The sequence below is a fragment of the Pseudomonas sp. B6(2017) genome (assembly GCF_002112765.1).
GTDB lineage: Bacteria > Pseudomonadota > Gammaproteobacteria > Pseudomonadales > Pseudomonadaceae > Aquipseudomonas > Aquipseudomonas piscis.
This window is the reverse complement of sequence record NZ_NEIQ01000028.1, coordinates 1-25,763: the sequence shown is the minus strand read 5'-3', so window position 1 is coordinate 25,763 and position 25,763 is coordinate 1. Positions and strand designations below refer to the sequence as shown.

Annotated in this window: 37 protein-coding genes; 25 read left to right on the top strand and 12 right to left on the bottom strand. The window is 57.1% G+C overall.

Translation table 11 applies throughout. The features are described 5' to 3' along the window. Positions 1-234 precede the first annotated feature (234 nt). The 7 genes from bet to CAG11_RS31365 all read left to right on the top strand — a co-directional run bounded on the left by bet (position 235) and on the right by CAG11_RS31365 (position 5,619). Positions 235-1,041 (top strand): phage recombination protein Bet, encoded by an 807-nt coding sequence (bet, locus tag CAG11_RS31390; protein WP_085600366.1) that lies wholly within the window; start codon positions 235-237, stop codon positions 1,039-1,041. Next, the gene (locus CAG11_RS31385) at positions 1,038-2,675 is read left to right on the top strand and encodes a YqaJ viral recombinase family protein (protein ID WP_085600363.1); all 1,638 of its coding nucleotides are present in this window, start codon (positions 1,038-1,040) and stop codon (positions 2,673-2,675) included. The genes bet and CAG11_RS31385 overlap by 4 nt, the downstream gene beginning before the upstream one ends. Then, a complete protein-coding gene (locus CAG11_RS31380; RefSeq protein WP_085600361.1) occupies positions 2,672-3,187 on the top strand; it encodes a hypothetical protein in 516 nt (171 codons plus the stop codon). Before CAG11_RS31385 ends, CAG11_RS31380 begins: the two co-directional genes overlap by 4 nt. An 81-nt stretch (positions 3,188-3,268) precedes the next feature. Beyond that, positions 3,269-3,583, top strand: coding sequence for a hypothetical protein (locus CAG11_RS31375; protein WP_085600358.1), 315 nt, complete (start codon positions 3,269-3,271; stop codon positions 3,581-3,583). A gap of 428 nt (positions 3,584-4,011) precedes the next feature. Continuing rightward, positions 4,012-4,218, top strand: a complete 207-nt coding sequence (locus CAG11_RS33505; protein WP_143494843.1) for a hypothetical protein — start codon at positions 4,012-4,014, stop codon at positions 4,216-4,218. 31 nt (positions 4,219-4,249) lie between these two features. After that, on the top strand, positions 4,250-5,128 hold the full coding sequence (locus CAG11_RS31370) for a hypothetical protein (RefSeq protein ID WP_085600354.1): 879 nt from the start codon (positions 4,250-4,252) through the stop codon (positions 5,126-5,128). A 110-nt stretch (positions 5,129-5,238) separates the two neighbouring features. After that, the gene (locus CAG11_RS31365; RefSeq protein ID WP_085600351.1) at positions 5,239-5,619 is read left to right on the top strand and encodes a hypothetical protein; all 381 of its coding nucleotides are present in this window, start codon (positions 5,239-5,241) and stop codon (positions 5,617-5,619) included. On the opposite strand, the gene CAG11_RS31360 is transcribed toward CAG11_RS31365, so the two are convergent. Continuing rightward, complete coding sequence (locus tag CAG11_RS31360; protein ID WP_256578814.1) at positions 5,602-6,189, bottom strand: hypothetical protein; 588 nt, start codon at positions 6,187-6,189, stop codon at positions 5,602-5,604. The two genes, CAG11_RS31365 and CAG11_RS31360, sit on opposite strands and share 18 nt — an antisense overlap. On the opposite strand from CAG11_RS31360, the gene CAG11_RS31355 reads away from it, so the two are divergent. Then, positions 6,188-6,733: a hypothetical protein gene (locus CAG11_RS31355; protein ID WP_085600345.1), complete on the top strand. Its 546-nt coding sequence runs from the start codon at positions 6,188-6,190 to the stop codon at positions 6,731-6,733. The two genes, CAG11_RS31360 and CAG11_RS31355, sit on opposite strands and share 2 nt — an antisense overlap. A gap of 30 nt (positions 6,734-6,763) precedes the next feature. Here CAG11_RS31355 and CAG11_RS31350 read toward each other — a convergent pair whose 3' ends face one another. Next, positions 6,764-6,991, bottom strand: a complete 228-nt coding sequence (locus CAG11_RS31350) for a hypothetical protein (protein WP_085600342.1) — start codon at positions 6,989-6,991, stop codon at positions 6,764-6,766. A 100-nt stretch (positions 6,992-7,091) separates the two neighbouring features. Here CAG11_RS31350 and CAG11_RS31345 point away from each other — a divergent pair, with 100 nt between their 5' ends. After that, complete coding sequence (locus CAG11_RS31345; protein ID WP_085600339.1) at positions 7,092-7,829, top strand: hypothetical protein; 738 nt, start codon at positions 7,092-7,094, stop codon at positions 7,827-7,829. A 67-nt stretch (positions 7,830-7,896) separates the two neighbouring features. Here the strand turns inward: CAG11_RS31345 and CAG11_RS31340 are convergent, their stop codons facing one another. After that, positions 7,897-8,616 carry a hypothetical protein gene (locus CAG11_RS31340; protein WP_085600336.1) on the bottom strand — a complete coding sequence of 240 codons (720 nt, stop codon included), beginning with the start codon at positions 8,614-8,616 and terminating at the stop codon, positions 7,897-7,899. A gap of 66 nt (positions 8,617-8,682) precedes the next feature. Here CAG11_RS31340 and dcm point away from each other — a divergent pair, with 66 nt between their 5' ends. The 3 genes from dcm to CAG11_RS31325 are packed head-to-tail and all read left to right on the top strand — an operon-like array spanning position 8,683 to position 11,473. Next, positions 8,683-10,353 (top strand): DNA cytosine methyltransferase, encoded by a 1,671-nt coding sequence (gene dcm / locus CAG11_RS31335; RefSeq protein ID WP_085600333.1) that lies wholly within the window; start codon positions 8,683-8,685, stop codon positions 10,351-10,353. A 9-nt stretch (positions 10,354-10,362) separates the two neighbouring features. Continuing rightward, positions 10,363-10,962, top strand: a complete 600-nt coding sequence (locus CAG11_RS31330) for a hypothetical protein (protein ID WP_085600330.1) — start codon at positions 10,363-10,365, stop codon at positions 10,960-10,962. Then, positions 10,955-11,473, top strand: coding sequence for a hypothetical protein (locus CAG11_RS31325; protein ID WP_085600328.1), 519 nt, complete (start codon positions 10,955-10,957; stop codon positions 11,471-11,473). The genes CAG11_RS31330 and CAG11_RS31325 overlap by 8 nt, the downstream gene beginning before the upstream one ends. Positions 11,474-11,476: 3 nt before the next feature. Here CAG11_RS31325 and CAG11_RS31320 read toward each other — a convergent pair whose 3' ends face one another. Both CAG11_RS31320 and CAG11_RS31315 read right to left on the bottom strand, forming a co-directional pair. Next, complete coding sequence (locus CAG11_RS31320) at positions 11,477-11,647, bottom strand: hypothetical protein (RefSeq protein ID WP_256578813.1); 171 nt, start codon at positions 11,645-11,647, stop codon at positions 11,477-11,479. A gap of 120 nt (positions 11,648-11,767) precedes the next feature. Continuing rightward, a complete protein-coding gene (locus CAG11_RS31315) occupies positions 11,768-11,998 on the bottom strand; it encodes a hypothetical protein (protein WP_256578812.1) in 231 nt (76 codons plus the stop codon). Between the two features lie 133 nt (positions 11,999-12,131). Between CAG11_RS31315 and CAG11_RS31310 the strand changes: the two genes are divergently transcribed. The 9 genes from CAG11_RS31310 to arsH all read left to right on the top strand — a co-directional run bounded on the left by CAG11_RS31310 (position 12,132) and on the right by arsH (position 17,901). Beyond that, on the top strand, positions 12,132-12,458 hold the full coding sequence (locus tag CAG11_RS31310) for a hypothetical protein (protein ID WP_085600322.1): 327 nt from the start codon (positions 12,132-12,134) through the stop codon (positions 12,456-12,458). Positions 12,459-12,507: 49 nt separating this feature from the next. Beyond that, positions 12,508-12,690: a hypothetical protein gene (locus CAG11_RS31305; protein WP_085600319.1), complete on the top strand. Its 183-nt coding sequence runs from the start codon at positions 12,508-12,510 to the stop codon at positions 12,688-12,690. A gap of 153 nt (positions 12,691-12,843) precedes the next feature. Continuing rightward, positions 12,844-13,113, top strand: a complete 270-nt coding sequence (locus CAG11_RS31300) for a hypothetical protein (protein ID WP_085600317.1) — start codon at positions 12,844-12,846, stop codon at positions 13,111-13,113. A 36-nt stretch (positions 13,114-13,149) separates the two neighbouring features. After that, positions 13,150-13,392, top strand: a complete 243-nt coding sequence (locus tag CAG11_RS31295; RefSeq protein ID WP_085600314.1) for a DUF4224 domain-containing protein — start codon at positions 13,150-13,152, stop codon at positions 13,390-13,392. A gap of 1 nt (position 13,393) precedes the next feature. Next, positions 13,394-14,443: a tyrosine-type recombinase/integrase gene (locus CAG11_RS31290; protein ID WP_085600311.1), complete on the top strand. Its 1,050-nt coding sequence runs from the start codon at positions 13,394-13,396 to the stop codon at positions 14,441-14,443. Between the two features lie 590 nt (positions 14,444-15,033). Beyond that, on the top strand, positions 15,034-15,381 hold the full coding sequence (locus CAG11_RS31285) for a metalloregulator ArsR/SmtB family transcription factor (RefSeq protein WP_085600308.1): 348 nt from the start codon (positions 15,034-15,036) through the stop codon (positions 15,379-15,381). A gap of 22 nt (positions 15,382-15,403) precedes the next feature. Continuing rightward, the gene (locus CAG11_RS31280; protein ID WP_085600306.1) at positions 15,404-16,687 is read left to right on the top strand and encodes an arsenic transporter; all 1,284 of its coding nucleotides are present in this window, start codon (positions 15,404-15,406) and stop codon (positions 16,685-16,687) included. Positions 16,688-16,715: 28 nt separating this feature from the next. Then, complete coding sequence (locus CAG11_RS31275) at positions 16,716-17,186, top strand: arsenate reductase ArsC (protein ID WP_085600303.1); 471 nt, start codon at positions 16,716-16,718, stop codon at positions 17,184-17,186. 13 nt (positions 17,187-17,199) lie between these two features. Beyond that, positions 17,200-17,901, top strand: a complete 702-nt coding sequence (arsH, locus tag CAG11_RS31270; protein WP_085600300.1) for an arsenical resistance protein ArsH — start codon at positions 17,200-17,202, stop codon at positions 17,899-17,901. A gap of 235 nt (positions 17,902-18,136) precedes the next feature. Here arsH and CAG11_RS31265 read toward each other — a convergent pair whose 3' ends face one another. Continuing rightward, positions 18,137-18,577, bottom strand: coding sequence for a hypothetical protein (locus CAG11_RS31265; protein ID WP_085600298.1), 441 nt, complete (start codon positions 18,575-18,577; stop codon positions 18,137-18,139). A 680-nt stretch (positions 18,578-19,257) separates the two neighbouring features. On the opposite strand from CAG11_RS31265, the gene CAG11_RS31260 reads away from it, so the two are divergent. Both CAG11_RS31260 and CAG11_RS31255 read left to right on the top strand, forming a co-directional pair. Further along, positions 19,258-19,812 (top strand): GNAT family N-acetyltransferase, encoded by a 555-nt coding sequence (locus CAG11_RS31260; protein ID WP_085600296.1) that lies wholly within the window; start codon positions 19,258-19,260, stop codon positions 19,810-19,812. Between the two features lie 313 nt (positions 19,813-20,125). Then, positions 20,126-20,470, top strand: coding sequence for a hypothetical protein (locus CAG11_RS31255; RefSeq protein ID WP_085600293.1), 345 nt, complete (start codon positions 20,126-20,128; stop codon positions 20,468-20,470). A gap of 60 nt (positions 20,471-20,530) precedes the next feature. Here CAG11_RS31255 and CAG11_RS31250 read toward each other — a convergent pair whose 3' ends face one another. Continuing rightward, on the bottom strand, positions 20,531-20,797 hold the full coding sequence (locus tag CAG11_RS31250) for a hypothetical protein (protein ID WP_256578811.1): 267 nt from the start codon (positions 20,795-20,797) through the stop codon (positions 20,531-20,533). 72 nt (positions 20,798-20,869) lie between these two features. On the opposite strand from CAG11_RS31250, the gene CAG11_RS31245 reads away from it, so the two are divergent. Further along, positions 20,870-21,178 carry a hypothetical protein gene (locus tag CAG11_RS31245; RefSeq protein ID WP_085600289.1) on the top strand — a complete coding sequence of 103 codons (309 nt, stop codon included), beginning with the start codon at positions 20,870-20,872 and terminating at the stop codon, positions 21,176-21,178. A gap of 283 nt (positions 21,179-21,461) precedes the next feature. On the opposite strand, the gene CAG11_RS31240 is transcribed toward CAG11_RS31245, so the two are convergent. The 5 genes from CAG11_RS31240 to CAG11_RS31225 all read right to left on the bottom strand — a co-directional run bounded on the left by CAG11_RS31240 (position 21,462) and on the right by CAG11_RS31225 (position 25,276). Further along, positions 21,462-21,881, bottom strand: coding sequence for a hypothetical protein (locus tag CAG11_RS31240; protein WP_085600288.1), 420 nt, complete (start codon positions 21,879-21,881; stop codon positions 21,462-21,464). A gap of 149 nt (positions 21,882-22,030) precedes the next feature. Then, positions 22,031-22,498 (bottom strand): hypothetical protein, encoded by a 468-nt coding sequence (locus CAG11_RS31235; protein WP_085600285.1) that lies wholly within the window; start codon positions 22,496-22,498, stop codon positions 22,031-22,033. Between the two features lie 358 nt (positions 22,499-22,856). Then, positions 22,857-23,003, bottom strand: a complete 147-nt coding sequence (locus CAG11_RS33500; RefSeq protein WP_124421344.1) for a hypothetical protein — start codon at positions 23,001-23,003, stop codon at positions 22,857-22,859. Between the two features lie 366 nt (positions 23,004-23,369). Continuing rightward, entirely contained in the window at positions 23,370-24,206 is an 837-nt protein-coding gene (locus tag CAG11_RS31230) for a bifunctional allantoicase/(S)-ureidoglycine aminohydrolase (RefSeq protein WP_022639570.1), read from the bottom strand. Positions 24,207-24,391: 185 nt separating this feature from the next. Next, a complete protein-coding gene (locus CAG11_RS31225; protein WP_022639572.1) occupies positions 24,392-25,276 on the bottom strand; it encodes a LysR family transcriptional regulator in 885 nt (294 codons plus the stop codon). 180 nt (positions 25,277-25,456) lie between these two features. Between CAG11_RS31225 and CAG11_RS31220 the strand changes: the two genes are divergently transcribed. Next, complete coding sequence (locus CAG11_RS31220) at positions 25,457-25,651, top strand: hypothetical protein (RefSeq protein WP_085600282.1); 195 nt, start codon at positions 25,457-25,459, stop codon at positions 25,649-25,651. Positions 25,652-25,763 lie beyond the last annotated feature (112 nt).

Sequence of the window (25,763 nt, the reverse complement as noted above, 5' to 3'; positions counted from 1 at the left end):
GCGGAGCTCACAGGGATTAGAAAGGAACAGGCTAACGCCAAGATCATCTTGGGCGAGCGGCTTCTATCGCTGGTCGAGTCGTGAACACGCTCTTTTACTGGCGCAGTTCCTTCCCTGCCCTCGCCCTCTGCGCCGTCGCAATGCTGATCAGCGCCCTCGCCGAGCACCTCGCTCAATAACCAATGCCTTCAATCGCCGCGAGCATCGCGGCAAGGATTTCCCGTGTCCGCAGTAATGAAGCAGGACGACAACACGCCTGCGATGTCGGAAGCCGCACTCGTCGAAGTGCTGAGTAGCAGCCTCTACCCTGGTGCAGAAAAGAACTCCGTCGTGATGGTGTTGGCCTACTGCCAGGCCGCGCACCTGGACCCGATGTTGAAGCCGGTGCACATCGTTCCGATCTGGAACTCGAAGACGAAAAAGATGCAGGACACGGTGATGCCAGGTATTGGCCTGTACCGCATCCAGGCGGCGCGCACCGGTCAATACGCCGGAATCAGTGAGCCTGAATATGGCCCTCCAATAACGGCGAAGCTGGGCGGCGTAGAGGTCACGTACCCCGAATGGTGTCGCGTGACGGTCAAGCGGCAGATGAGCAACGGTTTGGTTGCCGAATACACGGCCAACGAGCGCTGGCTTGAAAACTACGCGACATCGAGCAAGGACACCTCGGCGCCCAATGCCATGTGGAAGCGTCGAGCATTTGCTCAGCTCGCAAAGTGCGCCGAGGCACAAGCCCTGCGCAAGGCATTCCCCGAAGTCGGATCAGCCCCAACGGCAGACGAGATGGAAGGCAAGACATTCGAGGAAGCCGCGAAAGACGTGTCACCGGCGCGGCAGGCATCACCAGAACCGGACGCCAAGCCTGCCTATCCCGACGAACTACTGGCAGAAAACATCGAAAAGTGGCAGCCACTGATCGACGCCGGCCGCACTAGTCCGGAACACATCATTTCCAACGTCATCAGCAAGTACTCACTGCGCGATGACCAGATCGAAACCATCACCAATCTCAAAGCCCTCGACGGAGATGCAGCATGAAAATTCACAACGTAGCTCAAGGCTCCGCCGAGTGGCTTGCCCTTCGCGCACAGTACCGCACCGCTTCCGAAGCCCCGGCAATGATGGGCGCCTCGAAGTATCAAACCCGTACCGAACTACTGACCCTGAAGAAGACTGGCATCGCGCCGGAAGTCACTCAGGCCCAGCAGCACATCTTCGACAAAGGCCATGCGACCGAAGCAATGGCCCGTCCGCTGGTTGAAGACATGATCGGCGAAGAGCTGTATCCAGTGATCGGCACCGACGGCAACCTGCTGGCCTCCATGGATGGCGCCACAATGCTTGGCGAAACCCTGTTCGAACACAAGTTGTGGAACGAGTCACTGGCTGCCCAAGTCCGGGCCGGGGAACTGGAGCCACACTACTTCTGGCAGCTTGAGCAGCAGCTACTGGTGAGCGGCGCCGAACGCGTGATTTTCGTTTGCTCCGACGGCACCGCCGAGAAGTTCGTACATCTCGAGTATCGGCCCGTCCCCGGCCGTGCGGCACGGCTGATCGAAGGCTGGAAACAGTTCGAGGCAGACCTGGCCAACTTCGAAATGGCTGAAGCGCCTTCAATCGTTGTCGGCAAGGCGCCCGACGAGCTGCCAGCACTGCGCATCGAACTGACCGGTATGGTTACCGCCAGTAACCTGAAGGTGTTTGAAGAGTCGGCCCTGGCGGTCATCGACTCGGTGAAAACCACACTCTCCACCGACCAGGACTTCGCCGACGCCAAGAAAGCAGTCAAGTGGTGTGGCGATGTCGAAGAAGCTGTTGCTGTTGCCAAGAAGCAGGCCCTGTCGCAGTCCCAAAGCATCGACGAGCTGTTTTCGTCCCTTGATCGGATCAGCGCACACGCTCGCGAAACGCGCCTGAAGGTCGACAAGCTGGTGAAGGCTCAAGAGCTGCTGGTGAAGTCCAACATCAAGCAAAAGGCCGAGCAGGCACTGACAGATCACGTAACGGCGATCAACAAGACGCTGGGTCGGGTGACCCTACCAGCAGTATCAGCCGACTTCGCCGGCGCCATGAAAAACAAGCGCACTATCGCCAGCCTGCAGGACGCCGTGGATACCGAGCTAGCCCGGGCGAAGATTGCTGCAAGTCAGGCTGCCGACGGTATTCGTCTGAATCTGAGCAGCCTGGCCGAGCTGGCGGTCGATCACACCTTCCTGTTCAACGACGTGCAGCAGTTGGTGACGAAGGCGAACGACGACTTGGTCGCGCTGATCAAGGTTCGAATTTCTGAACACCAGAAGGCCGAGGAAGAGAAAGCCGAAGCCCAACGCGAGCGTATCCGCAAGGAAGAACTGCAAAAGATCGAGGACGAAGCCAAGGCAAAGCAAGTAGTCGAGCCTGTCGCTGAGCCTGCGCCAGTTGTGACGTCGGCTCCGGCCAAGTCCGCACAGATCACTCAGCCAGTACCAGAGCCAGCGGCTGCGCCAGATCAACAAGCGACGCATCTCCAGGCCGAAGTATTCGACCTGCTGGACCTGGTCAAAGCCGTGGCCTATGGGCAAGCGCCTATCGCTGTGCTGACCGTCAACTGGGAAGCGCTCGATGCGATGGTGGCGGGCCAGGGTCAAAAATTCAGCATGGCCGGCGTGAGGCTGGTCAAGGTGGCAGCATGACCAACAACTACATCCTGGTCGGCGCCGAGCGCCAGGAAGAACTGGAGGCAGCTAAGGCTGCCTTCTTCATGTCTGGGAATAAGATCGAGGTGCTGGAGTCCAAGTTCGAACCCCGCCGACCACGCAAGGACATTGACAGTCCACTTAGCAAGCGCGGCCCGCGAGGCAAATTCAAACGCACCAGCGAAAGCCACTTCACCCGGCGCCTGGCCTACGTCGACACGATCCGCGAGCTGGCCAAGACCATGACCATCGACCAGGCCATGGCCGCCACCGGCAAATCAGAATCAGCAATGCGTCGGGCAGCCCATGAGGGCGGCTTTATGTTCAAGAGCAAGATCGTGGACCGGGAGCGGGATCTGAAGCTCATTGAGCGCCTGAGTGCATTGAGGGATGCAGGCCTTTCACGCATCGCTGCCTGCAGGAAGGCCGGGATATCCGACTCACTCCTGCACCGCCTGGAGCTCACCTATGAGTTCAACTTCCCCAAGCGCTGGGAGAAGCGAGCTTGAAGCGGATCAACAACCAGGTCCGCACGCGGCGACGACAGGTTTGGCTGGACTTGCCGGCCAGTGAAATTGAAGAGGTAGACCATGGCCAAAACTGGAAAAGAGCGATCTGCGAAAACCGCCGCGAAGCGGATCGAGTACGACGAGAAGGAACTGCGGCACAGGCTACGACTGGGTACCCGACAGAAGCTTGAAGAGCTGATGGCCTGGAACGATATCGAAGAGATCAGTGAGGCAGTCCAGAACCTGATCATCAATGCTCACGCCCTGGGCTCGACCCTTTCCTATCAGGCGATCGAATGCCCGCGCCACAAAATCACAGTTAGTGAAAACGTGGCGCGGATGATTCGTACCGCCGGCCAGCGCCAAGCATCGCGACTTGACGCCGAAGAGGCGTAAACGCCTTTCAAGAACATGCAGATACTTCAGCAGGATCTAAGAGATGAGGCGATCGGCCTTATCGAGATTTACTGACCACGTCGAGAAATTACGATCGCAGTGACCCTCGCAAGGGTTTCATAGTTGTGGGGATCGTCAACTAGGACCTTCAGTTGATTCGCCACCGGCGTCCCGGGATGAAGCGAAGACGATAATGGAGCAAGTTGCGGCCATGCGAAAGCCAGAACACCTACCTCGTCAGCAGGATCGCTGATTAATAGAACCTCGTGGAAGCCAATGAGGTCGGTATCGGACAGCTGTGCTTCTGTGACGATTGTGGTCATATGCCCCTCGCAAATGAATTTTACTCGCTGTAATACCCCACCCCACCCCAAATTGCCACCAGCACGGATGGCTGAAGTTGGTCGCCAAGCACACCCAAATAGATCATGGAAAGTACAGCTCGCTATGTTTCGCCGATGTTCGACGCGCCGCAGTATGCCGAGCAGCTCATTGAACTACCCCACAAGCCTGGAAAATGTCGTGATATGCAGATCAAGACGAAAGCTGTGCTGGTTGACGCCAAGAGCAAGCCGATCAGCTGGCAGGAAACCACTTCGGCTACTTGGCAAAACCGAAATGAAGGGGCAGGATAATGGCTAGTTGCCATGAACCAGGGAAGAAGACATGCAATATGCTCTGTGTAGAAATGACGGCAGAACTTGGGAAGCTTTTGCATTTTCAAAGCTGGAGGATTCGGAGTTAAGCAGTAAACGAAACGATCTTATCTGTACAATGTGCGGAGCGCTGGCATGGTTCCGAAAGGAAAGCACGCACGGCCATCCCGCCCACTTTTGCGCCCATCACAGCAGCGAATGCGATTTAAAGGCAGAATATGTGGTGGTCGATCAGGACAAGGGAGATGGTTCTGAAGCTGTAGATATGCTTAAAAGCAGTGGCGATATAATAGTGCGCCTCGATAAAGAAAAGGGTGGTGATATCGATGTAGCTCCGCCACCAGAACTTCCAAACGGTCCGCCCTCACAAGATGGAAGATCCTACGTAGTAAAAGGTGGAAATAGACTTTCAAGTCAAGAATTTACTTTACGTCGAATCTTACATCGACTGGTACAAAGCCCTGACTTTCGGAACTCCTCCGCAAAATTAACTTTTTTCAAAAAAGGTGATGAGCCTTATATCTCGGGTTGCGTGAGAGATATTACCCGTGCCTTCAGCGAAATCTCAAAGGAAGAGGAAAGTGAAGCCCCCATGTTCTACTGGGGTCCAATCACTAGTGTAAAAAAAACGCCAGATGGAAAAATCTGGTTAAATTCCGCCCCTGAATATCAATCAGTCAGCGTGGCAATATTCCAAGATATTGCTGATGAGTTTATAAAAAACTTTAATATTGATGAGTTAGATGACCTAGCTGGCGCACACATCCTCGTATCTGGAAAGTGTTATTTCACCGGAAAACAACAATCAAAACCTATAATATGGTGTGGGGCAGTAAATCAAATTGTAATTCGACGTTACCGAGCCGCCACCTTACAAACAGCCGGCTAACACAAAACGCAAGCCGGGCAACCATTGGGCGTCCGGCACATTTCGTCGATGCGCGTGCAGCGCGTCTTGATGATCGCTACCGAGAACAACATAGAGATCAGGGGAAGGCCGTGAAGGCAGAGAAGACAGGCGCGGCGAAGCATTCAGCTGACTACCGCGGGCGCAAAAAGGCCGAGGCGGATCGCCTGGGCATAGAGAAAATGCACTTCGATATGCCGGCCGGGATTCGCAAGCAGCTTGCGGCGGAAATGAAGGCTCACGGCTACAGCCAGGTCCAGGAGCTATGGCAAGACCTTGCCCTGTCCTGGACCGCCCAGTCGCCAGATGAGCGAGCGCGTCGACTGCTTAGGACTGACGCGCCAGCTTTTCGCATATCAACAAGGCTTGCGCGCAAGTTCGAAGATGCCAGCCAGGCCGAACTAAAACGGGACAGCGGCTGCGAGATTTTGACGCCAGGAGACCTACTTGCCCCGCTACATCAACGGCTCTAGCTTGGCCTTAGCCTCCTGTGTCGCGCGCACAATGTGCCGATTTAGGTATATACGATGCATGCCAAAGAAGAAGCAGATGTCATCAGCATAGATTGACTCCTGTCGGCAACTTCCAAACTGAGCCATGCAGCCAGCACCAAAAATGACGTTGAAAGTCGCCTTGATGCCGTTATCAAGATAATGATTGTCGCTATCTGGGTGGCACAGCGCATCCCTGACAAACTTTATCAGCCCGCTTACATCCTGGACTTTGTCACGCAGGTCAACGTCATCTGTAAAGTTTATTCGAGTCGAATACTTTTCGGCCTTATACATCAAATCGCGAAGCGAAATAAGCAAAGCAACGAAGGACGGTTTGAAGAAAGGGCTTCTTGAGTTTTGTGGGCTAAAGATCCCAGATGTGATGATTTGCTCGATTGTCTGAAGTGAATCTTGGATATCGCATTTGTCGAAAAAATCCATAACCCCTCTCCCGATTGTTTTGCCATAAAGCGTAATACCCCATCCAAACCCAAATAGCCACCATGCCGCCACCAGCACGGAGGGCGGCGCCTGCATGGAGAAAGCCATGAACGTCGAAACCTCGACAGTCACTAAGCTGCTGATCACAGGAGTTCATAGCCTGGACCCGATCAGCGTCTACCTGGAAGACCTCGCTCCCTGTAAAGGCAAGATCACCGTCAGCTGCTATGACAAGACCTGGCACGCCTACTGGGGCGGCATGTGGGATGGCCTGACTATCGGCCAGTTTTTCTGCAAGCTGCATGACGCCTACATCATCGGCCACTTCGACCGGTCGCTGAGCTCTCGCCGGTTCAGTGCTGAAGCGCTGGCCGACAAAGCGCGGAAGGTGATCGTGCAAATGCGGCGTGACCGCGACCTGGACGCAGAAGACGCCAGGAGCCTGCTCGACGAGGTAGAGGATGTTCGCCACACCAGTTCGCTCGATGAGTGCGGCGGCGCCCACCGCGAGTTCATGCATCGGGTGTTCGGTGACGACAGGTGGAACCTGCCGGCTGACGCCATGGAGCCGAACCCGGACTGGGCCTACCTCTGCCGCATCATCGAGACGGTGCAGCAGGCCTTGGCCAAGCAGTTCCCGAACGCAGCCTGACCCTCCGGCGCTGCACGCAACGCACCTGTGTCACTTGGCTTTGTCGGCGAGGTTATGGATCAGCGACCAAGCATGCAGTCGCGCCGCATGCCGAGCTTCATCGAGGCTCGACCACAGCTTATCGTGGGACTTGATGAGAGGTAGTACTCGCACGCCATCTTTCTCAATTTCCGTCTCGGAAGTAAAACCATTTGGATGCTCTTTCACGTAGATAGTGAAGTCGTAGCCGAGCAGCTCGTCGAAGAACGTGTCTGACATAGTTTCTCTCTCCTCCGGCTCCATGCCGGGCCGAACACAAATACCCCACTTCAACGAATCACGCTAGCCGGCGAGGCAGGCGCATGCATGGAAATAAACCATGAACAACGAACAGCGCCACCAGGAATGGATCGCTAAGCGCAAAGCCGAAAAGGCCAAGCGCAGCGAGCGCGCCGCAGAGTGCTTGAAGGACCACGAATACACCATCCTGGCTGACACCGATCAGTTGAAGGCCTGGCGCTGCAAGGCCCCGCGTACCAGTGCCTACGCCTTCGATATCCTGATTACTCGCTTCGGCATCGCCATTGTCGGCGACATTGACGGCCTGACATTCAACGTCGGCCTCTCCTACGGCATCGAGTTCCTGGCCGGTGATGACATCGGCTACTACATCCACTCAAAGCTTGAAGAGCACTGCCGCGAGCGCGAGTTTGACGAGCAAGCTTTCCGAGCAGCACTGGTGACTGGCGTATGCAACCAGATATGCGAGCAAATCGACGAGGATCAATACAACGCCCTGCCAGAGTGGATGCGCAACGATGGCGGCAGACACGAGGCCGGGCGCTGGGACGAGATCCGCAAGCTGGTTAAAGGGCATCTTGCAGCCATTGAATATGGCGAGGATGGACGCGACTTCTGGGACTCGCTGAATGACTGCCTGAGCGAGGCCGGCGACATCAGCTGCGTCGAGCATGCCAGCATGTTCATGAGCGAGCATCACGAGGAGCTGGGCCTGGGCTGCGACTACTGGGAGATCACCATCGACAAGCCGCGCGACAGCCTGATCAATCGGCTGTATCTAATCAACCACGCAGCCAAGGCGATCGTCGCCCAATAGGCCGAAACGAAAGCCGCCTGACCCAACCTGATTCATCTGCATTGATTGTCATGACAGACGTCTTCGATCACTTCGAATGAAAACCGGTAATCCAACTAAGCACATTCCAGTCGACCCCAGGGATTCTGATTGTACAAATCAATAGGACGAACCAAACAATAGACAGACAAAGCCCAACATAGATTGGTATCCGACTTGCGGAGAAGCGCTTCATTATCAACCAGTTCACAAATCGTCTTTTTACCCGACCTTCTTGGATGCTTTCACGAATACCATCTCGATTGTAGTCCTCTTGAAACAGGTGAATTAGAAGCTTCCTCGATTCAAGCTGCGAATAAAGATGGCTGTCTATCTCTACGTTGTTATCGTCAATTTGTTTTTGCAGTCGATCATGCACGGTCCAAACTTTCATCATGACCTGCTCTGACTTCTGAGTGTTAAGCTCCCAGTGAACCTGCCAATATTTAGCCCCGGCAGCCATGCCCGCTTGGAGGACTGAAACGGCCAAGCCGGCAAGACAAATCATAAAGCTGACAATAGGAATTTGACCTGCAGACTGACATACACCAGCTAGCAGAACCCCTTGAAAAATCATAAAAAAGTTATTGCGTTGAACTAGTTGTGATATTTCAAAGTTTCGCAACTCAACACACAGCTCATAAATCCCCTTCCATCCGCGCAAGTCACTCACGGCGGCCTTTACATGCCCCTCCGCAACCTTTGTCTTTATGGAGCCCGGTAGCGATTGAAAGCCAGGCCCCATAATTTCGTGTTTCTCTTCGCTCATCCCTATGCCCCCTGCCTGATGTAAAAACTTCGATTATCGCTGCACTACATAAATACAGGTACCCCAATGGCCACAACTTACGGAAGCGTATGCAGCGGCATCGAGGCCGCAACCATAGCTTGGCACCCGCTAGGAATGAAGGCCTCCTGGTTCTCCGAGATTGAGCCATTCCCCTGTGCGGTCTTGGCCCACCACTTCCCGGACGTGCCGAACCTCGGCGACATGACCAAGCTGGCCGCCCTGGTGCTAACCAGCAAGATCCCAGCGCCTGACGTGCTGGTCGGCGGCACCCCATGCCAGGCCTTCTCGGTTGCCGGTATGCGGGATGGCCTCACCGACCCGCGCGGCGCCCTCACCATCAAATACGTGGAGCTTGCAGATGCAGTTGACTATGTTCGAGCCATCAACGGCAAACCCGCCAGCATCATCGTCTGGGAGAACGTCCCCGGCGTCCTCAGTGACAAAGGGAACGCCTTCGGATGCTTTCTTGGTGCGCTTGCTGGGGAAGACTGCGAACTGCAGCCTTCAGGGAAGAAATGGCCGGACGCTGGTTGTGTGTATGGACCCAAAAGAACAATCGCGTGGCGGGTCCTGGACGCCCAATATTTCGGCCTGGCCCAACGACGCCGTCGTGTGTTCGTTGTCGCAAGTGCTCGAGACGGATTCGATCCCGTCGAGGTACTTTTTGAGCGCGAAGGCGTGCGCCGGGATACTGCGCCGCGCCGAGGCCAGGGGCAAGACCTTGCCGGAAGAGCTCCATTCGGCCCTTCTCTCCAATGCGGCTGTGGATGGGTGTTCGGCCTAGACCTGGGCCAATACGGCTGTCCGAACTGCGAAGGTGATGAGGGACCCGCGATCGAGGTGTTAGCTGGGGTCCCAGCATTCGGCGGACATAGTCTGAAGGGAGACGTTAGCCAGGCTGCCACGCTGACGGCCAAGGACACGCGCCTGGACATCGAGAGCGAGACATTTTGCGTTACCGGGACGCTCGGTTCCAGGGCAACAGGCGGCGGTGGGCTAGGCACGGATTTCGAGCTGGCTGGAGGGCTGCAACTGGCGGGAACACTGCAGGCCAATGGGAAGGCTGCTGGCAGCGCCACTCAGCAGGATGCAGAAAGCGGAATGCTGGTAGTGCATGGCACGCAAGATCCTAACGTCCGACTTGATCAGGCGCACACGCTAGGTCGCAACAACGGACAGGAAAACGCTGTCCTGGCCTTTACGCAAAACAGCCGAAGCGAAGCACGCTTTATCGGTGGTGACGGTCAGATCGTTGGGGCGCTTTCTGCTGAGGCTGGAGCGCAGCAACAAAACTATCTGCACTGCCGCGAAATCGCACAGACAGTGACAAGCAACTATGGGAAACAGCTGGACAATACCAACTCTGGGCTTGGCCCAAACGTCGTAACACATGCGATCCAGGCCGGCGCATTACGCTGCAACCCAGACAGCGGTCCCGACGGGGTTGGCGTGCAAGCTGACCATGCATACACCCTGGAAGCGCGCTCAGAGGTTCAAGCGATACAAACACGCTCCGCAGTCCGGCGCCTAACTCCCCGTGAATGCGAACGCCTACAGGGCTTCCCCGACGATTACACCCTCATCCCCTATCGCAGCAGGCCCGCGAATGACTGTCCAGATGGGCCGCGCTACAAGGCCATCGGCAACAGTAAGGCCGTCCCGGTCGTTCGCTGGATTGGTCGCCGAATTCAACAGCAACTTGAACGCATCTACTGAGGTATCCCCATGCCCACAGAAACCCAAAACCTGGACGACGCAGCAACAGAGAACAACGAGCGCGAGCTGTCGCGGCGGTCGTGGTTCGACGAGGCGCAGAGGCTGAAGCGAGAGAACGAGGGGCTGCGCTCCGAAGTCAAACGCCTTGATCTAATGGTTGCCCAAGCCGACTACAACTACGACATGGATCGCGCTCAATTCAAGCGCCAGCTGGCCGAGCGGGATGCGCTGCTGGTAGCTGCGACCAGGTACATCGGTAATTCGGTGTTGCTAGCCCAGATCAAAGCAGCCCTGGACGCCAGCGCAGAGCCAAAGTCTTGCGGTGCGTGCGCCGGCTGCGAGGATGGTTGCCGTGTTGATTGCGAGTCGCCACAGGTCGAGCGCGACGAGCGGGCACCCTGCCAGCATCCAAATGTGGTTCCGCGCAGCCAGATCGTAGATGGAAAGTTCCTCGGCTACTTCTGCAAAGACTGCAACGCGTGCCTTGGGACAGACCGCGCCGCCCTGGAGCGCAAGCCAACCGAAGATGATCAGGACGACGACTTCTGGCTACAGCTCAAAGATGACCAAGAGCGGGCAATGTTCCATGAGGGTGACGACAATGAGTAACGAACTGCGCGAACTACTGATGCGGATAGTCGGCGACAGCTACCAGGACAGCCTGCGTGCAGTCGGTGAGCTGCGCGCCCTTCTCGCCCAGCCTGCCGAGCAGCACCATGGCCATTCAGTGGTTGCCCGCGTATGTGCCTACACACCCGGCCTGGGGCAGGTTGAGCTGCAACTGCCGGGCAATCTGCCCTCATGGCTGGAGCTTGGCGAAACGGTAACCGTGCGGCATGGCAACGCCCAGCACCAGGGCGAGATGGTGCACATGGTCCGAACGCATGGCTCGTGTTGCTGGGAAGAAGTCGGCAGCGGGTCACTGGAGGATTTCCAGTCCATGCCGGAGGAGTACGAGTTGCGCGCTCTCTACACCCGCCCAGGCGCGCTGGCTGCCGTGGTGCTGCCTGAGCGAAAGCCCGAGCCGTCGGTATTGACTGAGATCGACGACGATCGAGATGCAGCAATCTGGAACGCCTGCCTCGACGAAGTAGCGCGCCTCAACCCTCCCCAGCAGTAACCCTCAACGCTTCAGCACGCGCAGCGCACTTTCAAGCTCATCAGCAGCACCAGGCACATACTCGGCAGTAACCCAGCGCCAGGATGTATTGCCCATCATGCCACCAATAGCATGTGAGCATAGTTTTTCGCTCTCCAGGCCCTGTTGTGCGGCTTGCGTGATGACTGCAAGCAAAGCCTGCTCCAGATGGAATATCCGATCTATTGACATGGCTTGGCGCTCTGAGATTGAGCCCCAGTCTGACCATGCGAAACCAATTAAGCCAGCCATATTGGCAGCATGGACAATTGATGCCTACGGCAACTGGCTGTTAATCCAGCGCTCAGCTGCTGAAATAGCTTCCTCCAGAGCAGCTTGGTAGCTCTCCCAAGGGCCCTGAAGCTCTGCTGCAACATCCCCAAGGCCCGCAACATCACCCACCTGGATGACTCGTGCAGCTGCAGGAGCTTCGTCGTTCGGCCGCTCCCATTCAAACTTGATGAATACCGTATATCCACGGTGCTCAAGCGCAATCGGAGTATCCATGCTGTGCGACACGTCAGGTCCTTAACTGAACGAAGTTGAACGGCTTTTTACACCTACCAGCTTAGACCCTCAATCAAGGCAAGTTGCCACCCCTTCCCATTACAGCCAGCCGCAGCAGCGGCAAGGACAAGTCATGCCTGAAGAAATCAAGCTGATCCAAGCAGCACCCGTCGTTCGCGACGAAATGGGTTCGTTCCAGCATCCTGATATGCCCGACTTCGACGAAGGCGACGGCGAGAAGTGCAAGGCCTGGATAACCGAACAAAGGCTTGCGGTGAAGCAAGTTCGCCTTGAGTACGCAGACGAAGCGGTTGCGGACCGATACTTCGAATCCGGGGACCCAGATTTCAGCTACTGGGAGCCTGAGCGTCCAAACGGTGAGGACTGGTTCTGCCTGGCGATCCACGACACGGACGACGGCCCAGTCTGCTGGTGGGCGCGCCGGGAGGTGCAGCCATGATCCTGCCCCTGGTGTACATGGCCTACCTGATCTACAGGGGGCCAAGGCTATGAACAGCTTCTTTCGCAGAAAGGCCGAGGCCTGGTTGATCAGGCTGGCTGCATGGATCTTGATTGGCCGCAACGTTGCCAGGTGCAAAGTCGTATCCCGCCGCGACAACAACGACATGTGGGGAATGGCTGAGAGCCTGGAAGGGATCGCCGACCGCATCAGCAGTGGCTACAAGAACTGAAGAGTCCGCCCGGCCCGGCATAAGCCGGCCGCTGCAGCAGCCTGACAACGAACCGGGCGGACACAGCAACAGTGCCCCGGCGCAACGCCACGGGCAATCAGACACACCTCAAACCAACACTCAACAGCCTGCATCTGCGGGCGAGGAATTCCTATGCCTCATGCACTAGACGACCGCCCGCTTCTGGTTCGACTGACTGCTCGAACAAAGAAGTACCAGGGCTGCACTGGCTCGCCTCTCGCAACAGACACTGCTCTGCATCAGCAATCAATTGAAGAGATAAACCGGCTGACCGCAATTACTGAAGAGCTGGTTTCTGCGGCTCAGGAAGCCTTGAGGGTCATCCCCAAGATCAAGCCTGCAAACCACGGCAATGGCACCCAAGTCAGGCTCGCCGCGGCCATCGACAAAGCCACCCCGTAACACGTTCTGCCGCCCGGCGCGGCGTGGAGAGACTTTATGGAAACCGAGATCCTTTCGGAGGAAGAACTAGCCGACATCACCGGCTACAAGGGTCGATTCCACCAGCGCCGCTGGCTGGACGATCGAAAGTGGCTCTATGTCGAGAGCCGCGGCGGTAGGCCATTAGTGGGTCGCCAGTACGCCCGTATAAAGCTGGGCGCTGTCACTCCGACAATCTTAGACCCCAACCCGCCGCCGGCAGCACCGGCATGGACGCCAGACTTTTCGCGAGTGAACTGATATGCGCCCCCGCAAGACCGAGCACCACCACCTACCGCCCCGGATGTACAAGCGCTCCCGGAAGCGAAAGAACGGCAGCATCTGGTCGGCTTACTACTACCGCGACATTCTCGGAAGGGATATCCCGTTAGGTAAAGACCTGGACCAGGCAAGGATGAAATGGGCTGAACTCGAGGCGAAGGAAAAGCCGCTGGACCTACGCACCATGAAAGGCATTTTCGATCGATACATCCGCGAGGTGGTACCCAAGAAAGCACCGCGCACGCAGAAAGACAATCTGGCGGAGATCAAGCAGCTCAGAACCGTGTTCGACAACGCACCAATTGACGCAATCACCCCGGCGTCAATCGCCGGCTACAGAGATGCCCGATCGGCGAAGGTTCGGGCTAATCGTGAGATTGCCACCCTCTCCCACATTTTCAACATTGCGCGAGAGTGGGGACTGACGACGAAAGAGAACCCCTGCCAGGGCGTGCGGAAGAACAAGGAAACACCGAGGGACTACTACGCAAATGATGTGGTGTGGGATGCGGTCTACAAGAAGGCAGCTCAAGAGCTGAAAGACGCTATGGATCTGGCGTACCTGACCGGGCAGAGGCCGGCAGATGTGCTGATCATGCGTAAGGACGATATCGATGGCGGATATCTTGTGGTGCAGCAGAACAAGACACAGAAGAAGCTGCGCATCTTGCTGGCTACTGAGGGTGAGGCAAACAGCCTTGGCCGGTTGATCGCGGAAATCACTGCACGAAATTCCCAGCATGTGTCGAGTTACTTGATCGTCAGCCGGCACGGAAAGCGGATGACGGCCACAATGCTGAGGAAGCGCTGGGACGCCGCCCGGGAAGATGCGAAATCGGCGGCGCTACAGATCGGTGACGAACTGCTGGCAGCCAAGATTGGTGGCTTTCAGTTTAGAGATATCCGGCCAAAAGCGGCTTCTGAAATTGCGGACGTAGGCGAAGCGAGCCTACTGCTGGGCCACACCAAAGGAGACATCACAGAGCGCGTCTATCGTCGTGTCGGAGCTATCGCGAAGCCGTCAAAATAGCTTGAAAATCCGTTCCATAACTTAAAGCAGCCCCCTTGTAGAATGCGGCTTGTAGAGGCGTCAAAAAACTAAAGTAATGGAACGGAAAGCTCCCGAAAGGCACGGCCATGCTGCCTCTCTATATCGGTCTTGAAAACCGCCGACTGTAACAGGTCCTAGAGTTCGAATCTCTACGCCTCCGCCAAATCTCTACGATAAAGCCCTGATTATTCAGGGCTTTTTTGTTTCTGCTGCTCACGACCCCCTACCGTCACCCGTTGCCCGTTTCCGCATCATTTCTTTAGTTTCCGTAACCTCCCTCCTGCGACACCCTGCCGACAGAACACCAGGACCAGTGGTCCGGCCTAGGTGGCGCCCCTATATTTTCATAATCTCAGGATGGTCTGGTCTTGCCACACACCATGACCGGCAGTTACTAGAGCCCCCTTCCTATTTCTGCTTAGGTCGGTCAAGGCCCGTAAATACGAGCCCTTGTCAGTCGGCCCTCAACCTAAGACGACTCTTGGCGGCCCCGTTTTGCCCTAAAATCGGCTTGCCATAAATATATGGATATCCATATATTCGAATTTCCATATATTCGAGCCACCCCAATGATCACCCCACTAGATCTCTTCAAGAACCTGGCTGACGAAACCCGCGCCCGTGCGGCTCTGCTCATCGCCAGCCTGGGCGAACTCTGTGTCTGCGAGCTGATGTGTGCCCTCGATGACAGCCAACCGAAGATCAGCCGCCACCTGGCACAACTGCGCTCCAGTGGTCTGCTGCTGGATCGTCGCCAGGGCCAGTGGGTGTATTACCGCCTCAATCCAGAACTCCCGTCCTGGGTACAGGAGATGCTGCAGGTAACGCTGCAGGCCAATACCGAGTGGCTCGCTGAGAACACACTTCGCCTACAGAACATGGACGGCCGGCCCGTTCGTGATACCGCATGCTGCTGACCCTCAACGAGCGAGTTTTTCCATGCTGATTGCTATCGCCGTCTTCGTTTTCACCCTCGTTCTGGTCATCTGGCAACCCAAGGGCCTCGGTGTTGGCTGGAGCGCTGCACTAGGGGCTGGCATCGCCCTGGCCAGCGGAGCTGTTTCTCTGAGTGACATACCCACCGTATGGGCCATCGTCTGGAATGCCACCGCTACGTTCATCGCCGTTATCATCATCAGCTTGCTGCTCGACGAGGCTGGACTCTTCGAATGGGCTGCCTTACATGTAGCGCGCTGGGCAAACGGCAGCGGTTACCGCTTGTTCGCTTTTTGTGTGCTGCTGGGCGCTGCGGTATCAGCGCTATTTGCCAACGACGGCGCAGCGCTGATCCTCACCCCAATTGTTATGTCGATGCTGCTTGCCCTGCGCTTTTCGCCGGCCGCGACGCTGGCCTTCGTCATGGCTGCGGGCTTCATCGCTGATACTGCAAGTTTGCCTCTGGTGGTTTCTAACCTGGTGAACATTGTTTCAGCCGACTACTTCGACCTGGGCTTTGCCGAGTACGCCTCGGTGATGGTGCCAGTCAATCTGGCAAGCGTTGCGGCCACGTTGATAGTGCTGTTCCTGTTCTTCCGTCGTGATATCCCACGCCGTTACGCGCTGGATGCGTTGAAGGAACCCAAAACGGCCATCCATGACCGCGCCACGTTTATAGTGGGATGGTGGACCCTGCTGGTGTTGCTCGTCGGCCTGTTCGCCCTAGAGCCATTGGGTATTCCGGTCAGCGCAGTTGCCGCTGCATGCGCCGCCATCCTCTTTGCCGTTGCCGCCCGTGGCCACCGCATCTCAACCCGCCGAGTGCTACGCGAAGCGCCCTGGCAGGTGGTGATCTTCTCCCTAGGTATGTACCTGGTGGTCTATGGGCTGAAAAACGCAGGCCTGACTGATCTGCTCACCCAACAGCTCGACCGACTAGCCGAACAGGGCCTATGGGGCACTGCCATCGGTACCGGACTGCTCTCAGCATTCCTGTCCTCGATCATGAACAACATGCCCAGCGTGCTAGTAGGCGCCTTGTCGATCCAGGCCAGTGGGGCTGAGGGTCTTGTACGCGAGGCAATGATCTACGCCAACATCATCGGCTGTGACCTCGGTCCGAAGATCACCCCTATAGGCAGCCTTGCCACGTTGCTCTGGCTGCATGTGCTGGAACGTAAAGGCATACGTATCACCTGGGGCTACTACTTCAAGGTTGGCACGCTGCTAACCCTCCCAGTTCTACTGATCACCCTTTCGGCCCTGGCACTGCGCCTGAGCCTCTGACGTCCGCCAAGAAGCGGGGGAGCTCTACATGCGAGTCCTGTTTATGTGCACGGCCAATAGCTGCCGCAGCATTCTTTCCGAAGCGCTGTTCAACCACCTGGCCCCCACAGGATTTGAAGCAGTCAGTTCCGGTAGTTTCCCCAAGGGTCAGGTGCTGCCCCGTAGCCTCACCACATTGCAGCAAGCCGGTATCTGCACTGCAGGCCTACGCAGCAAAGGTAACGACGACTTCGAAGGCAACCCGCCAGATATTGTCATCACTGTCTGCGACAAGGCCGCCGGTGAAGCCTGCCCGGTCTACTTCGGACCAGCAGTGAAAAGCCATTGGGGATTGGAAGATCCATCCGACGTGGTGGGCGATGAAACATCAATCGAGGCCGCATTCAGCAATACGCTGGCCCGTATTGAGCTGCGCTGCAAAGCCTTCTTCGCCCTTCCCTTCGACACACTCGACCGCGATGCACTCAAGCGTGAGTTGGACCGCATCGGCGCTCTTTGAGCAGGAGAAAACCATGTCAGAACATCTGCCCAATCTCGACCTTTCACTCTTCGATAAGTCGCCAACAACCAACCGCACCAGCGAGCATCAACCCCGCATTCTGTTGCTCTACGGATCGACCCGCGAGCGCTCCTTCAGTCGCCTACTGGTAGAGGAAGCTGGCCGTCTGCTGGAACACTTCGGCGCAGAGATTCGCATCTTCAATCCATCCGGCCTGCCATTGCCTGATGATGCTCCGGTAGAACACCCCAAGGTGCAGGAATTGCGCGATCTGGTGCAGTGGTCAGAGGGACAGGTCTGGTGCTCCCCTGAGCGCCATGGTGCGCTGTCCGCAGTGTTCAAGGCCCAGATCGACTGGATTCCCCTATCACTCGGAGCTGTGCGCCCGACACAGGGCAAGACACTGGCAGTGATGCAGGTCTGCGGCGGCTCGCAGTCATTCAACGTAGTCAATCAACTGCGCGTACTCGGCCGGTGGATGCGCATGTTCACTGTTCCCAACCAGTCCTCAGTGCCCAAGGCCTACCTGGAGTTCGATGATGCTGGGCGTATGAAGCCTTCGGCTTACTACGACCGAGTGGTCGACGTTATGGAAGAGCTGGTGAAGTTCACCTTACTGCTGCGCGACCGCCAAGACTTCCTGGTAGATCGCTACTCAGAACGAAAGGAGAGCGCCGAACAGTTGTCGGCGCGAGTTAACCAGCGCTCGATCTAAAGCTGCGACGCTCATCGCAGCACATGCCGATTGTGCTCGGGCTTTTTCGAAGCAGCTGGATATAAGGTCGCTTGGCATTTAATGGCATTGATTGTCGTACAGATTGCCCCACGACATGCTCAGTTGCAGGACATAGGCCTGCTCACACATACACCCTGCCTCGGCTTTGATCAGCAAGCGCCCCCTCACAAGACGTAAAAAAGAAAAGGCACCCGAAGGTGCCCTCTTACGCCATTCACGGTTGGAATCGAGTGCCGCAAGCGTGGCATAGCCAAGTGCGGCGCCACTCTTCGTATTCATCATATTGCTTAATGTTGTATCGACAGTGCCGGACGAACCCGATCACACCAATGGCTATGAACGTCACGCCGATGAAGAACCTGGTCCAGTCCACTTCCCATGATAGTTTCAGACCGTCGTACAAGATGATAGCGCCCACCCCAGTAAGGATTACCGGACCAAGCAGGCGTTTAGCCCCTGGAGGGGCGACGCTTGCAGCCAAATGGGTCTGATGACGGCCCGTGGTTTCTACAGTCACGCTGGGGCCGAATCCGGATTGGGATTGCGCCTGATGGGTCGCTTGTATGTGAGAGGTGCCAGCAGCATGGATGACGGACAGAAGCTGGACGTTTTGACCTTGGCATTGCGGGCAGCAGATGGCGTTGGTGCTCACCACGTAATCATTCCTTTGAAAGGCGGGAAAGGGCCATTCTAAGGCAATGTGAATCTTCTATGTATCTGAAATCCAAGAGGCATTTGGCATGCTCCAGATGCAAAAAGCCCAGCGCGGGGCCGGGCTTCTACGTCACTGCCGACGGGCATCTAGTATGGTTGCGCCTGGATACTTCTCCAGGATCTTGCGTTCCGCATCCCGCTGGTCGCTACCATTCTGGAGCACATTACTCATGCCACTGCCGCTCTTGGTCTTAAGCTTAAACACGAACGTTACCACCGCCATATCGCAACTCCTTTGCTAGTAAACGCACGGAATCTACCATCCACCTTGTGCACCCATCCATCCTGGACGCAAAGCCCTCCCCCATTCAGCAATAGCCTGTATTGCCCACAATGATCACAATTAAAATGGGGGTCATCTCCATGTTGAATGAAGACTTGGATAAACCTACCAACCCCGCACGCACCACAGCCATTACGGTATCTAGTAACGCAGCAAAGGCAGAGTCCAGGGCTTTACTGGCTCAACGGGATGAACTCAAGGCGCGAACATCGCCCCTGATCGGAGAACTGCAGTGACATCGGGATGGTATAGGCATCTAGTTCAGGGCCAAGCCCGGCCAAACGCCGGTTTTTTTCATGTCCAGGAGCAACGATGTTTGCCCACAGGAACAGCTGGCAATGATTGAGTTTCCAACCCTTCTTACAAAACGCCTACGCCTGCGAGAGCTGACAAAAAACGATGCACCGACCTTGCTAGAAATCCATAGTGATGCAGATGCCATGAAGTGGTTCGGCTCTGATCCCATCGCTCACATTGAGCAAGCAGAGCAGCTTGTTGAGCTATTCAATAGCTGGCGTGCAGCACCCAACCCGGGCATTCGCTGGGGCCTGGAGGACCTCTCCCAGGGGAAGCTGATTGGGACCTGCGGACTGTTCAAGTGGAACCGCTCATGGAGGAGCTGTTCGATCGGCTTTGAACTGGCTCAATCAGCTCAGGGGAAAGGCTTCATGAGTGAAGCGATCAGACCATGCATTGATTGGGGTATCGCACACATGGATCTGAACAGGATAGAGGCGCTCGCTCATCCCAAGAACGTACCGTCATTGAATCTGCTTGAGCGCATGGGTTTCGTGCGTGAAGGCGTTCTTCGCAAAGCCGGGTACTGGGGAAGTACATATCACGATCTAGTGCAGTATTCGCTGTTGAGAGAGGACGTCATGGACCCATCCTGATCGTCACAGCCTTGCAGTTCGTGCGCACTCATCCCTAAGCCTCCCATGTGGCCGCCCTGTACACTCTCCAACCACCCACATCAAGGGTGCGGAGATTCGCCGAGGCGATTGCCCAGGTCGGGAAGCTGGAGAAAGCACACCTGAGGCGAGCGTTCCACTCCAGCGCGCCAGGGGTCCGCATGCCCACAAGCACCGCAGCCAGCGGCGAGCGCCAGATGCACAAAGCCCAGTGCAGTGCTGGTCTTTGTGTTGCTGTAAACCTGATGCTAAATGGATACTTGCCTCCCTCTGTATACGCAAAGGAATTGCCGTCATGCCCTCACTGAGCCGAGGAGTTCTTGCTCTCATCTTTCTGCTGGCGTCAGCTTCTGGCGCTGCCAATGACGAAATCTCCCAGGAATGGGCACATCTGATAAAAGCAGATTTCCAAGACGGTTGTGTGAATCGATTGGATCAGTACCTAACCACCTTTGGAAGCAACGGCGTACGCTTCGGCGCATGGCTTGTGCAGACCTGCGAAGGCAACTTTGAGTATGGCGCGAGTTACTATCCACTCAACGTGCGTACCGAAAATAAACGAATAGGGGTCAGGCAGACGCAGAAGCTTCCTCCGCTGACACCGGTGCAGTTGCAAGGAATGTACTCTTTGAAGGGATAACGCGGCTTGAAGGAAGATTTCTCTCCCAGCTTGAGACGGCCATTTTTCCAGCGGCCTCCGCTACACCATGTTTGCCGAGTAGCTTGCCAGGTGCCGCCAGTAGCTCACGATGACTTCCGGCCAGTAGCCACCATAGGTGTCGCGTTCGCTGGCACGGCCATAAAGATGGTGCAGGATGAAGCCAGGCGCAGGGTAATGTTCCGGCTCGCTCTTGAGCACGCCATCGGCCAGATAGACTCCCGTGTAGTTGGGCAGCGGCGAGCGAACCGGCAATATCACATCGCCCTGGCGCAGGTCCCCTACCCGCTCGAAACCAGTCTCGGGCAAGTACTCCAGGTAGAGTTTGCCACCCCTGCCCCAGCTATCTCGAATCCCCAATAAGTAGAGTGAAGGTCAAGTATGAGGTTCTTGTTTTTTGTGATGATTTCTCTTGCAGCTGCGGTTTCATCGGGCTGTGCAAGCAAACAGAGCGAGGAGTATCAAAAGGAAGTCGATGCGGTGCCGATGCCCAGGACCGAAACGGAACGTTTGGAGCAATGCAGGTACTTCAATTCAAGAATATTTTCGGTTTCGCTTGAATCCGCTCGCAAACAACAAGAACAGCTAATGCCATCCATGCAGGGCTTTTCCCAACTGCCCTTTGCTAAACGAATAGCTGCAATGAACTGCTCCAAGAAGGACACAGCACTTTACCCCGAGGGCTTTTGAACCACCCTGGGCCTACTGAAATATGCCCTTCTCACAACAACGGCCCCAAACAATAAAAAAGCCCGGTACACAACCGGGCTTTCCTCAAGATGCCGCGCTGAAGCCACTGAACCAGCCATCACCAAGACTGCAATGCCAGCGTTCGGATATCGACTCGGGCGCTGCCCCTGAACGATGGTCCTGCTGGGGCTAACCTACGATCCTGATGTACGGATCAAACCTCATCGCACCCTTCTCATCCAGCAACAACTCGACCTTTCCGGCCCCTGTTCTGCACTGGATATCAATATGCCCCTGGGAAACGCGCTTGCAATTCAGCATAGGCTTCTTCGAGAGCGCCTGCGGAGTAGTTGAAGAAGTTCACGAAACCCTCTTCTGAAAAAACAAAGGACTCCATGCTGAACAACAAGGAAGGTTTCTCACTGTAGAAGCACTTCAAGACCCTGTAGTCATAATTGAAGTGATTCAACACGGCAATGCGCTGTGCATCGTCCACCGTGCGCCCGGCGGCTACGGCGAAGTTGATCGCGACATAACCATCGTCGAGGGTACTGAGATTGACGCCATAGACAATCTTGTTAGCGCCTTCAAAGAATACCGATCGCTCATTCTCATTGACCAGTGCATAGCCCAGTTCCTGCACAACTTCCTTTACAAACTGCTTCCTGCTTTGCAGATCAACCATCATGAACCGATCAGACATAAGACCATCCCTTGAAAAAGGCCGCAGCCTAGCAAAATACCGATCTTGTTGCGTTGCTCTAGCAGTCTCGGCACCTGGCTATGCGCCTCCTTCAAAACACTTGCTGGTGAAGCCGGATCAGGTTGACTCGTTGGAACAGGCGGTCCGCCTTACGCATCTGGCTCACTCAAATGGAGGTGTGCGGCGCGGCACAGCAGCTGCTTGAGCCGATCACGATGGGTGTCCAGCAACTGCAACAGCCAGGTTTCCTGCTCCGGCTCGGATGCGTCGATCCACCGATCCAGCTCCGCCATCGAAGCCTCGTCGGCCCAGTGATCCATGCCAAAGACATAGCGCTCCCGCCAGCAATCGCAATCCAGCGCCAGCAGGTTGTCACGCATCGCTTGCTGCCGAGGATGTGGCGTCGCTTCAAAATAGGTCCAGGCACCGGAACGAACCGATTGGGCGAACCAGGTCAGGGCTTCCAGATAGACGAACAGCGGCGCCGGCAGACCCAGGTCCGGCTGGTCGGGAGCCGGTGCGGCCGCCTCCATATGCGCACCGAGCATGGCCATCGCCTCGTAGCTGCGGCTGTCGATCAACTGGTCGACATAGGCCGTGCCATAAACAGCTGTCACCGGGTTGCTCCTTGCTTTGGCGGGGGAAAATCGAAGGGCGCTATTGTCGCTGAACGCTGGGTGGCCTTCCAGCAACCGTGATCGGCCGGGATCTCTCGCAACCCACGACAGTCTTCCCGGCGTGCGGGCCCGGCACCGGCCGGACCCGCCAGGCAAGTTACCTCATGGGCACTCGCAGGTAGACGGGCCAAATACCGGGCCGCTGCATGGATCCTTGGACGGACCGAACACCGGGCACGAAGCTTGGGCAGTCAGGGAGAAACCGCATAGCAGCAATGCCGCCAACAACATTTTCTTCATTCAAGACCTCCTGGTCAGTCACACAAGATTCCACCGTCCTGGTCGGAGTGCGATTCAGTCATGGGCATTCGCACAATGTAGGAGTCGGACCGAGCACGGCTTTCGAGCACGGATCATCCCAGGGTCCCAATACCGCGCAACCCGCTTGCGCGGTCATCGAGAACATCCAGAGCAGCAGCGAAGCCGCCAGAAATTTCATTTTCAACATGACCTCCTTGGTCGAGACATCGATAACGGTCCGTGTCCTTTTGCGTAGTTGAACGCCCCTCTACCTGGGGCAGGACACCTGCTCCCACATGACGTGAAGTGGACCACCCGGCACGGCGCCAGGCCCGACACAGCAAAGACCAGGCTCATCCATCACGCCAGTGCGACACACTGTCGCGCCACCCTGGAATGTTCCAGCACTGCTGGCGCCAGCCGCTCTGGCGTCGGCATCCACGGCCAGGTGATGCGGCCCAGCAGGCGAAACGCTTTTCCCGGGGCAAAAGAAAACCGGCGATCGCTCGCCGGCCTGGTGCGGAACCTGGACAGCCAGGGCAGCAGTCGATCGCTGCCCTGGCCCTGCGCATCAATGCGGCGCGTTCAGGGTCAGGCGCATCTGGCGGTTCACATCCTTGTACAGCAGGTAGCGGAAGCGACCCGGGCCGCCGGAGTAGCAGGCCTGCGGGCAGAACGCACGCAACCACATGAAGTCACCAGCCTCGACCTCGACCCAATCCTGGTTCAGGCGATACACCGCCTTGCCTTCCAGCACATAGAGACCGTGTTCCATGACATGGGTCTCGGCGAACGGAATCACGCCGCCCGGCTCGAAGTTGACGATGTTGACGTGCATGTCATGGCGCATGTCGCTCATGTCGACGAAGCGGGTGGTGCTCCAGCGACCTTCGGTGTCGGGCATCACCCGTGGCTCGATGTCTTGCTCGTTGGTGACGAAAGCCTCCGGGTACGGCACGCCATCGACCTTCTGGTAATGCTTGCGAATCCAGTGGAAACGCGCTTCGGTGCCGCTGGTGTTTCGCAGCTTCCAGTCGGCGGCCGGCGGAATGAAGGCATAGCCCCCAGGCGTGAGCACGTGTTGCTGGCCTTGCAGGGTCAGGTTCACCTCACCCTCGACGACGAACAGCACCGCCTCGGCGTTGGGGTCCTGCTCGGGCTTGTCGCTGCCGCCGTTGGGGCCGACTTCGACGATGTACTGGGAGAAGGTTTCAGCGAAACCCGACAGCGGGCGGGCGATGACCCACATGCGCATGTTGTCCCAGTGGGGCAAGTGGCTGGTGACGATATCGCGCATCACGCCCTTGGGGATCACCGCGTAGGCTTCGGTGAACATCGCACGGTCGGTGAGCAGCTCGGTCTGGGCCGGGTGCCCGCCATGCGGCGCGTAGTAAGTGGACTTGGACATGGAGACTCTCCTCATTGTTGTTTTGCTGCCCCGCCCGTCACGGCAGGCAGGGTGAACAAAGCCTGGGCCCGGTACGTCAACGGCGTGGCGTGGGCCGCCATGGGCACCACGATATCCAGCCGCCCCTTCATGCACAAATTAAATACTGAAATAGGTGACATTCATTTATCGAATATCTAACAAGCTCATCCGCGCGTGTCCTGGGCCAGCACCCGGGACAGCACCCGAGCCAGCTCCTTGACCATGGGATCGGCCGCCGGGCGGTGCAGCAATGCCACCTCGAACACATCCACCGCCGGCAGTCCGCTGGCCTTGGCCAGCACCTGGTGTTCCGCCGTCACCGCCCGCAGCGGCAGCAGGCCGATGCCCATGCCATCGGCGATGGCCGATTGCAGGCCACTGAGGCTGGAACTGGTGAAACTGATATGCCAACGCCGACCGATGCCTTCCAGGGCGCTGATCATTTCATCGCGGTACACCCCCCTAGGCGGGAAAGTCACGATGGGCAGCGGATCCAGGTCGATGCAGGGGTTCCTGGCGCTGTCCACCCAACGGGTCTTTTCCGGCCAGCAGGCCTGCGCCTCGCGGCTGCTCCGGCGTTGCTTGAGCAACACCAGGTCGAGCTCGCCACGGTCGTAACTGGCGCTCAAGTCACGACTCATGCCGCTGGTGACCTCCAGCTTGACCTGCGGATAGCGCCGGTTGAAGGCCGCCAGCTGTTCGGTGGTCCGCCCGGTGGCGAAGTCATCCGGCACGCCGATACGCACCGTCAGCGCCACCGTGGCCCCGGACAGCGCCTCGAGCATTTCGTCGTTCAGCGCCAGCAGGCGCCGGGCATAACCCAGCAGCGTCTCGCCGGCATCGGTGGGCAGCACATCGCGGTTGCCGCGCTCGAGCAAGCGATGCCCGGCCATTTCTTCCAGGCGGCGAATCTTCTGGCTGACGGTGGACTGGGTGGAGTGCAGGCGCGTGGCCGCGGTGGTGAAACTACCGCAGTCGGCCACCGTGACTATGGCTCGCAGCAGGTCGAGGTCGAACAGGCGGCTAGTGGATTTCTCGATGTCGCTCATGGGCTCATCTGTTTTCTGAATGCGTGGGTTCTTTCTACCGGTTCCCGCACCAGGAAACAAACGTCCTGGCGCCTGGCGAACAACCCCCGGCTATCGCAAAAGCAGAACATGTATCAATATGTGACAGCGCTAGAAGCGCCAGCCCATTCGATCCCCGGTCCGGACCTGGAGTTGCTGAACATGAAGTTGAACTGCATCAGAGTGCTATTGATTGGCGCCGTCTTGCTGCTCGGTGCCTGCTCCAGCGCCACCCACCATTCCTGCTGCTCGGATGCCTGCCGGCTCGGCGGCGGCATGGCCAGGCTCAACGTCAATGGCAACGCGGCCCTGGGCAACAGCTTCAACCAGTACGGCGCCAGCCTGCTACACGACTGAAGCAGCCGGGCCTTGGCCTATCAGCCTGGGCCCATTCCCCATGGCCGGTGCCCAGGCACGAGGCTCACCAGCTGCCCGAAGCCCCGCCACCACCACTGGAGCCCCCTCCCCC

Coding starts and splice junctions, on each gene's coding strand:
- bet (WP_085600366.1), top strand. CDS start 235: ATGAAGCAGGACGACAACACGCCTGCGATGTCGGAAGCCGCACTCGTC.
- CAG11_RS31385 (WP_085600363.1), top strand. CDS start 1,038: ATGAAAATTCACAACGTAGCTCAAGGCTCCGCCGAGTGGCTTGCCCTT.
- CAG11_RS31380 (WP_085600361.1), top strand. CDS start 2,672: ATGACCAACAACTACATCCTGGTCGGCGCCGAGCGCCAGGAAGAACTG.
- CAG11_RS31375 (WP_085600358.1), top strand. CDS start 3,269: ATGGCCAAAACTGGAAAAGAGCGATCTGCGAAAACCGCCGCGAAGCGG.
- CAG11_RS33505 (WP_143494843.1), top strand. CDS start 4,012: ATGGAAAGTACAGCTCGCTATGTTTCGCCGATGTTCGACGCGCCGCAG.
- CAG11_RS31370 (WP_085600354.1), top strand. CDS start 4,250: ATGCAATATGCTCTGTGTAGAAATGACGGCAGAACTTGGGAAGCTTTT.
- CAG11_RS31355 (WP_085600345.1), top strand. CDS start 6,188: ATGAACGTCGAAACCTCGACAGTCACTAAGCTGCTGATCACAGGAGTT.
- CAG11_RS31360 (WP_256578814.1), bottom strand. CDS start 6,189: ATGGCTTTCTCCATGCAGGCGCCGCCCTCCGTGCTGGTGGCGGCATGG.
- CAG11_RS31350 (WP_085600342.1), bottom strand. CDS start 6,991: ATGTCAGACACGTTCTTCGACGAGCTGCTCGGCTACGACTTCACTATC.
- CAG11_RS31345 (WP_085600339.1), top strand. CDS start 7,092: ATGAACAACGAACAGCGCCACCAGGAATGGATCGCTAAGCGCAAAGCC.
- CAG11_RS31340 (WP_085600336.1), bottom strand. CDS start 8,616: ATGAGCGAAGAGAAACACGAAATTATGGGGCCTGGCTTTCAATCGCTA.
- dcm (WP_085600333.1), top strand. CDS start 8,683: ATGGCCACAACTTACGGAAGCGTATGCAGCGGCATCGAGGCCGCAACC.
- CAG11_RS31330 (WP_085600330.1), top strand. CDS start 10,363: ATGCCCACAGAAACCCAAAACCTGGACGACGCAGCAACAGAGAACAAC.
- CAG11_RS31325 (WP_085600328.1), top strand. CDS start 10,955: ATGAGTAACGAACTGCGCGAACTACTGATGCGGATAGTCGGCGACAGC.
- CAG11_RS31315 (WP_256578812.1), bottom strand. CDS start 11,998: ATGGATACTCCGATTGCGCTTGAGCACCGTGGATATACGGTATTCATC.
- CAG11_RS31310 (WP_085600322.1), top strand. CDS start 12,132: ATGCCTGAAGAAATCAAGCTGATCCAAGCAGCACCCGTCGTTCGCGAC.
- CAG11_RS31305 (WP_085600319.1), top strand. CDS start 12,508: ATGAACAGCTTCTTTCGCAGAAAGGCCGAGGCCTGGTTGATCAGGCTG.
- CAG11_RS31300 (WP_085600317.1), top strand. CDS start 12,844: ATGCCTCATGCACTAGACGACCGCCCGCTTCTGGTTCGACTGACTGCT.
- CAG11_RS31295 (WP_085600314.1), top strand. CDS start 13,150: ATGGAAACCGAGATCCTTTCGGAGGAAGAACTAGCCGACATCACCGGC.
- CAG11_RS31290 (WP_085600311.1), top strand. CDS start 13,394: ATGCGCCCCCGCAAGACCGAGCACCACCACCTACCGCCCCGGATGTAC.
- CAG11_RS31285 (WP_085600308.1), top strand. CDS start 15,034: ATGATCACCCCACTAGATCTCTTCAAGAACCTGGCTGACGAAACCCGC.
- CAG11_RS31280 (WP_085600306.1), top strand. CDS start 15,404: ATGCTGATTGCTATCGCCGTCTTCGTTTTCACCCTCGTTCTGGTCATC.
- CAG11_RS31275 (WP_085600303.1), top strand. CDS start 16,716: ATGCGAGTCCTGTTTATGTGCACGGCCAATAGCTGCCGCAGCATTCTT.
- arsH (WP_085600300.1), top strand. CDS start 17,200: ATGTCAGAACATCTGCCCAATCTCGACCTTTCACTCTTCGATAAGTCG.
- CAG11_RS31260 (WP_085600296.1), top strand. CDS start 19,258: ATGATTGAGTTTCCAACCCTTCTTACAAAACGCCTACGCCTGCGAGAG.
- CAG11_RS31255 (WP_085600293.1), top strand. CDS start 20,126: ATGCCCTCACTGAGCCGAGGAGTTCTTGCTCTCATCTTTCTGCTGGCG.
- CAG11_RS31245 (WP_085600289.1), top strand. CDS start 20,870: ATGAGGTTCTTGTTTTTTGTGATGATTTCTCTTGCAGCTGCGGTTTCA.
- CAG11_RS31240 (WP_085600288.1), bottom strand. CDS start 21,881: ATGTCTGATCGGTTCATGATGGTTGATCTGCAAAGCAGGAAGCAGTTT.
- CAG11_RS31230 (WP_022639570.1), bottom strand. CDS start 24,206: ATGTCCAAGTCCACTTACTACGCGCCGCATGGCGGGCACCCGGCCCAG.
- CAG11_RS31225 (WP_022639572.1), bottom strand. CDS start 25,276: ATGAGCGACATCGAGAAATCCACTAGCCGCCTGTTCGACCTCGACCTG.
- CAG11_RS31220 (WP_085600282.1), top strand. CDS start 25,457: ATGAAGTTGAACTGCATCAGAGTGCTATTGATTGGCGCCGTCTTGCTG.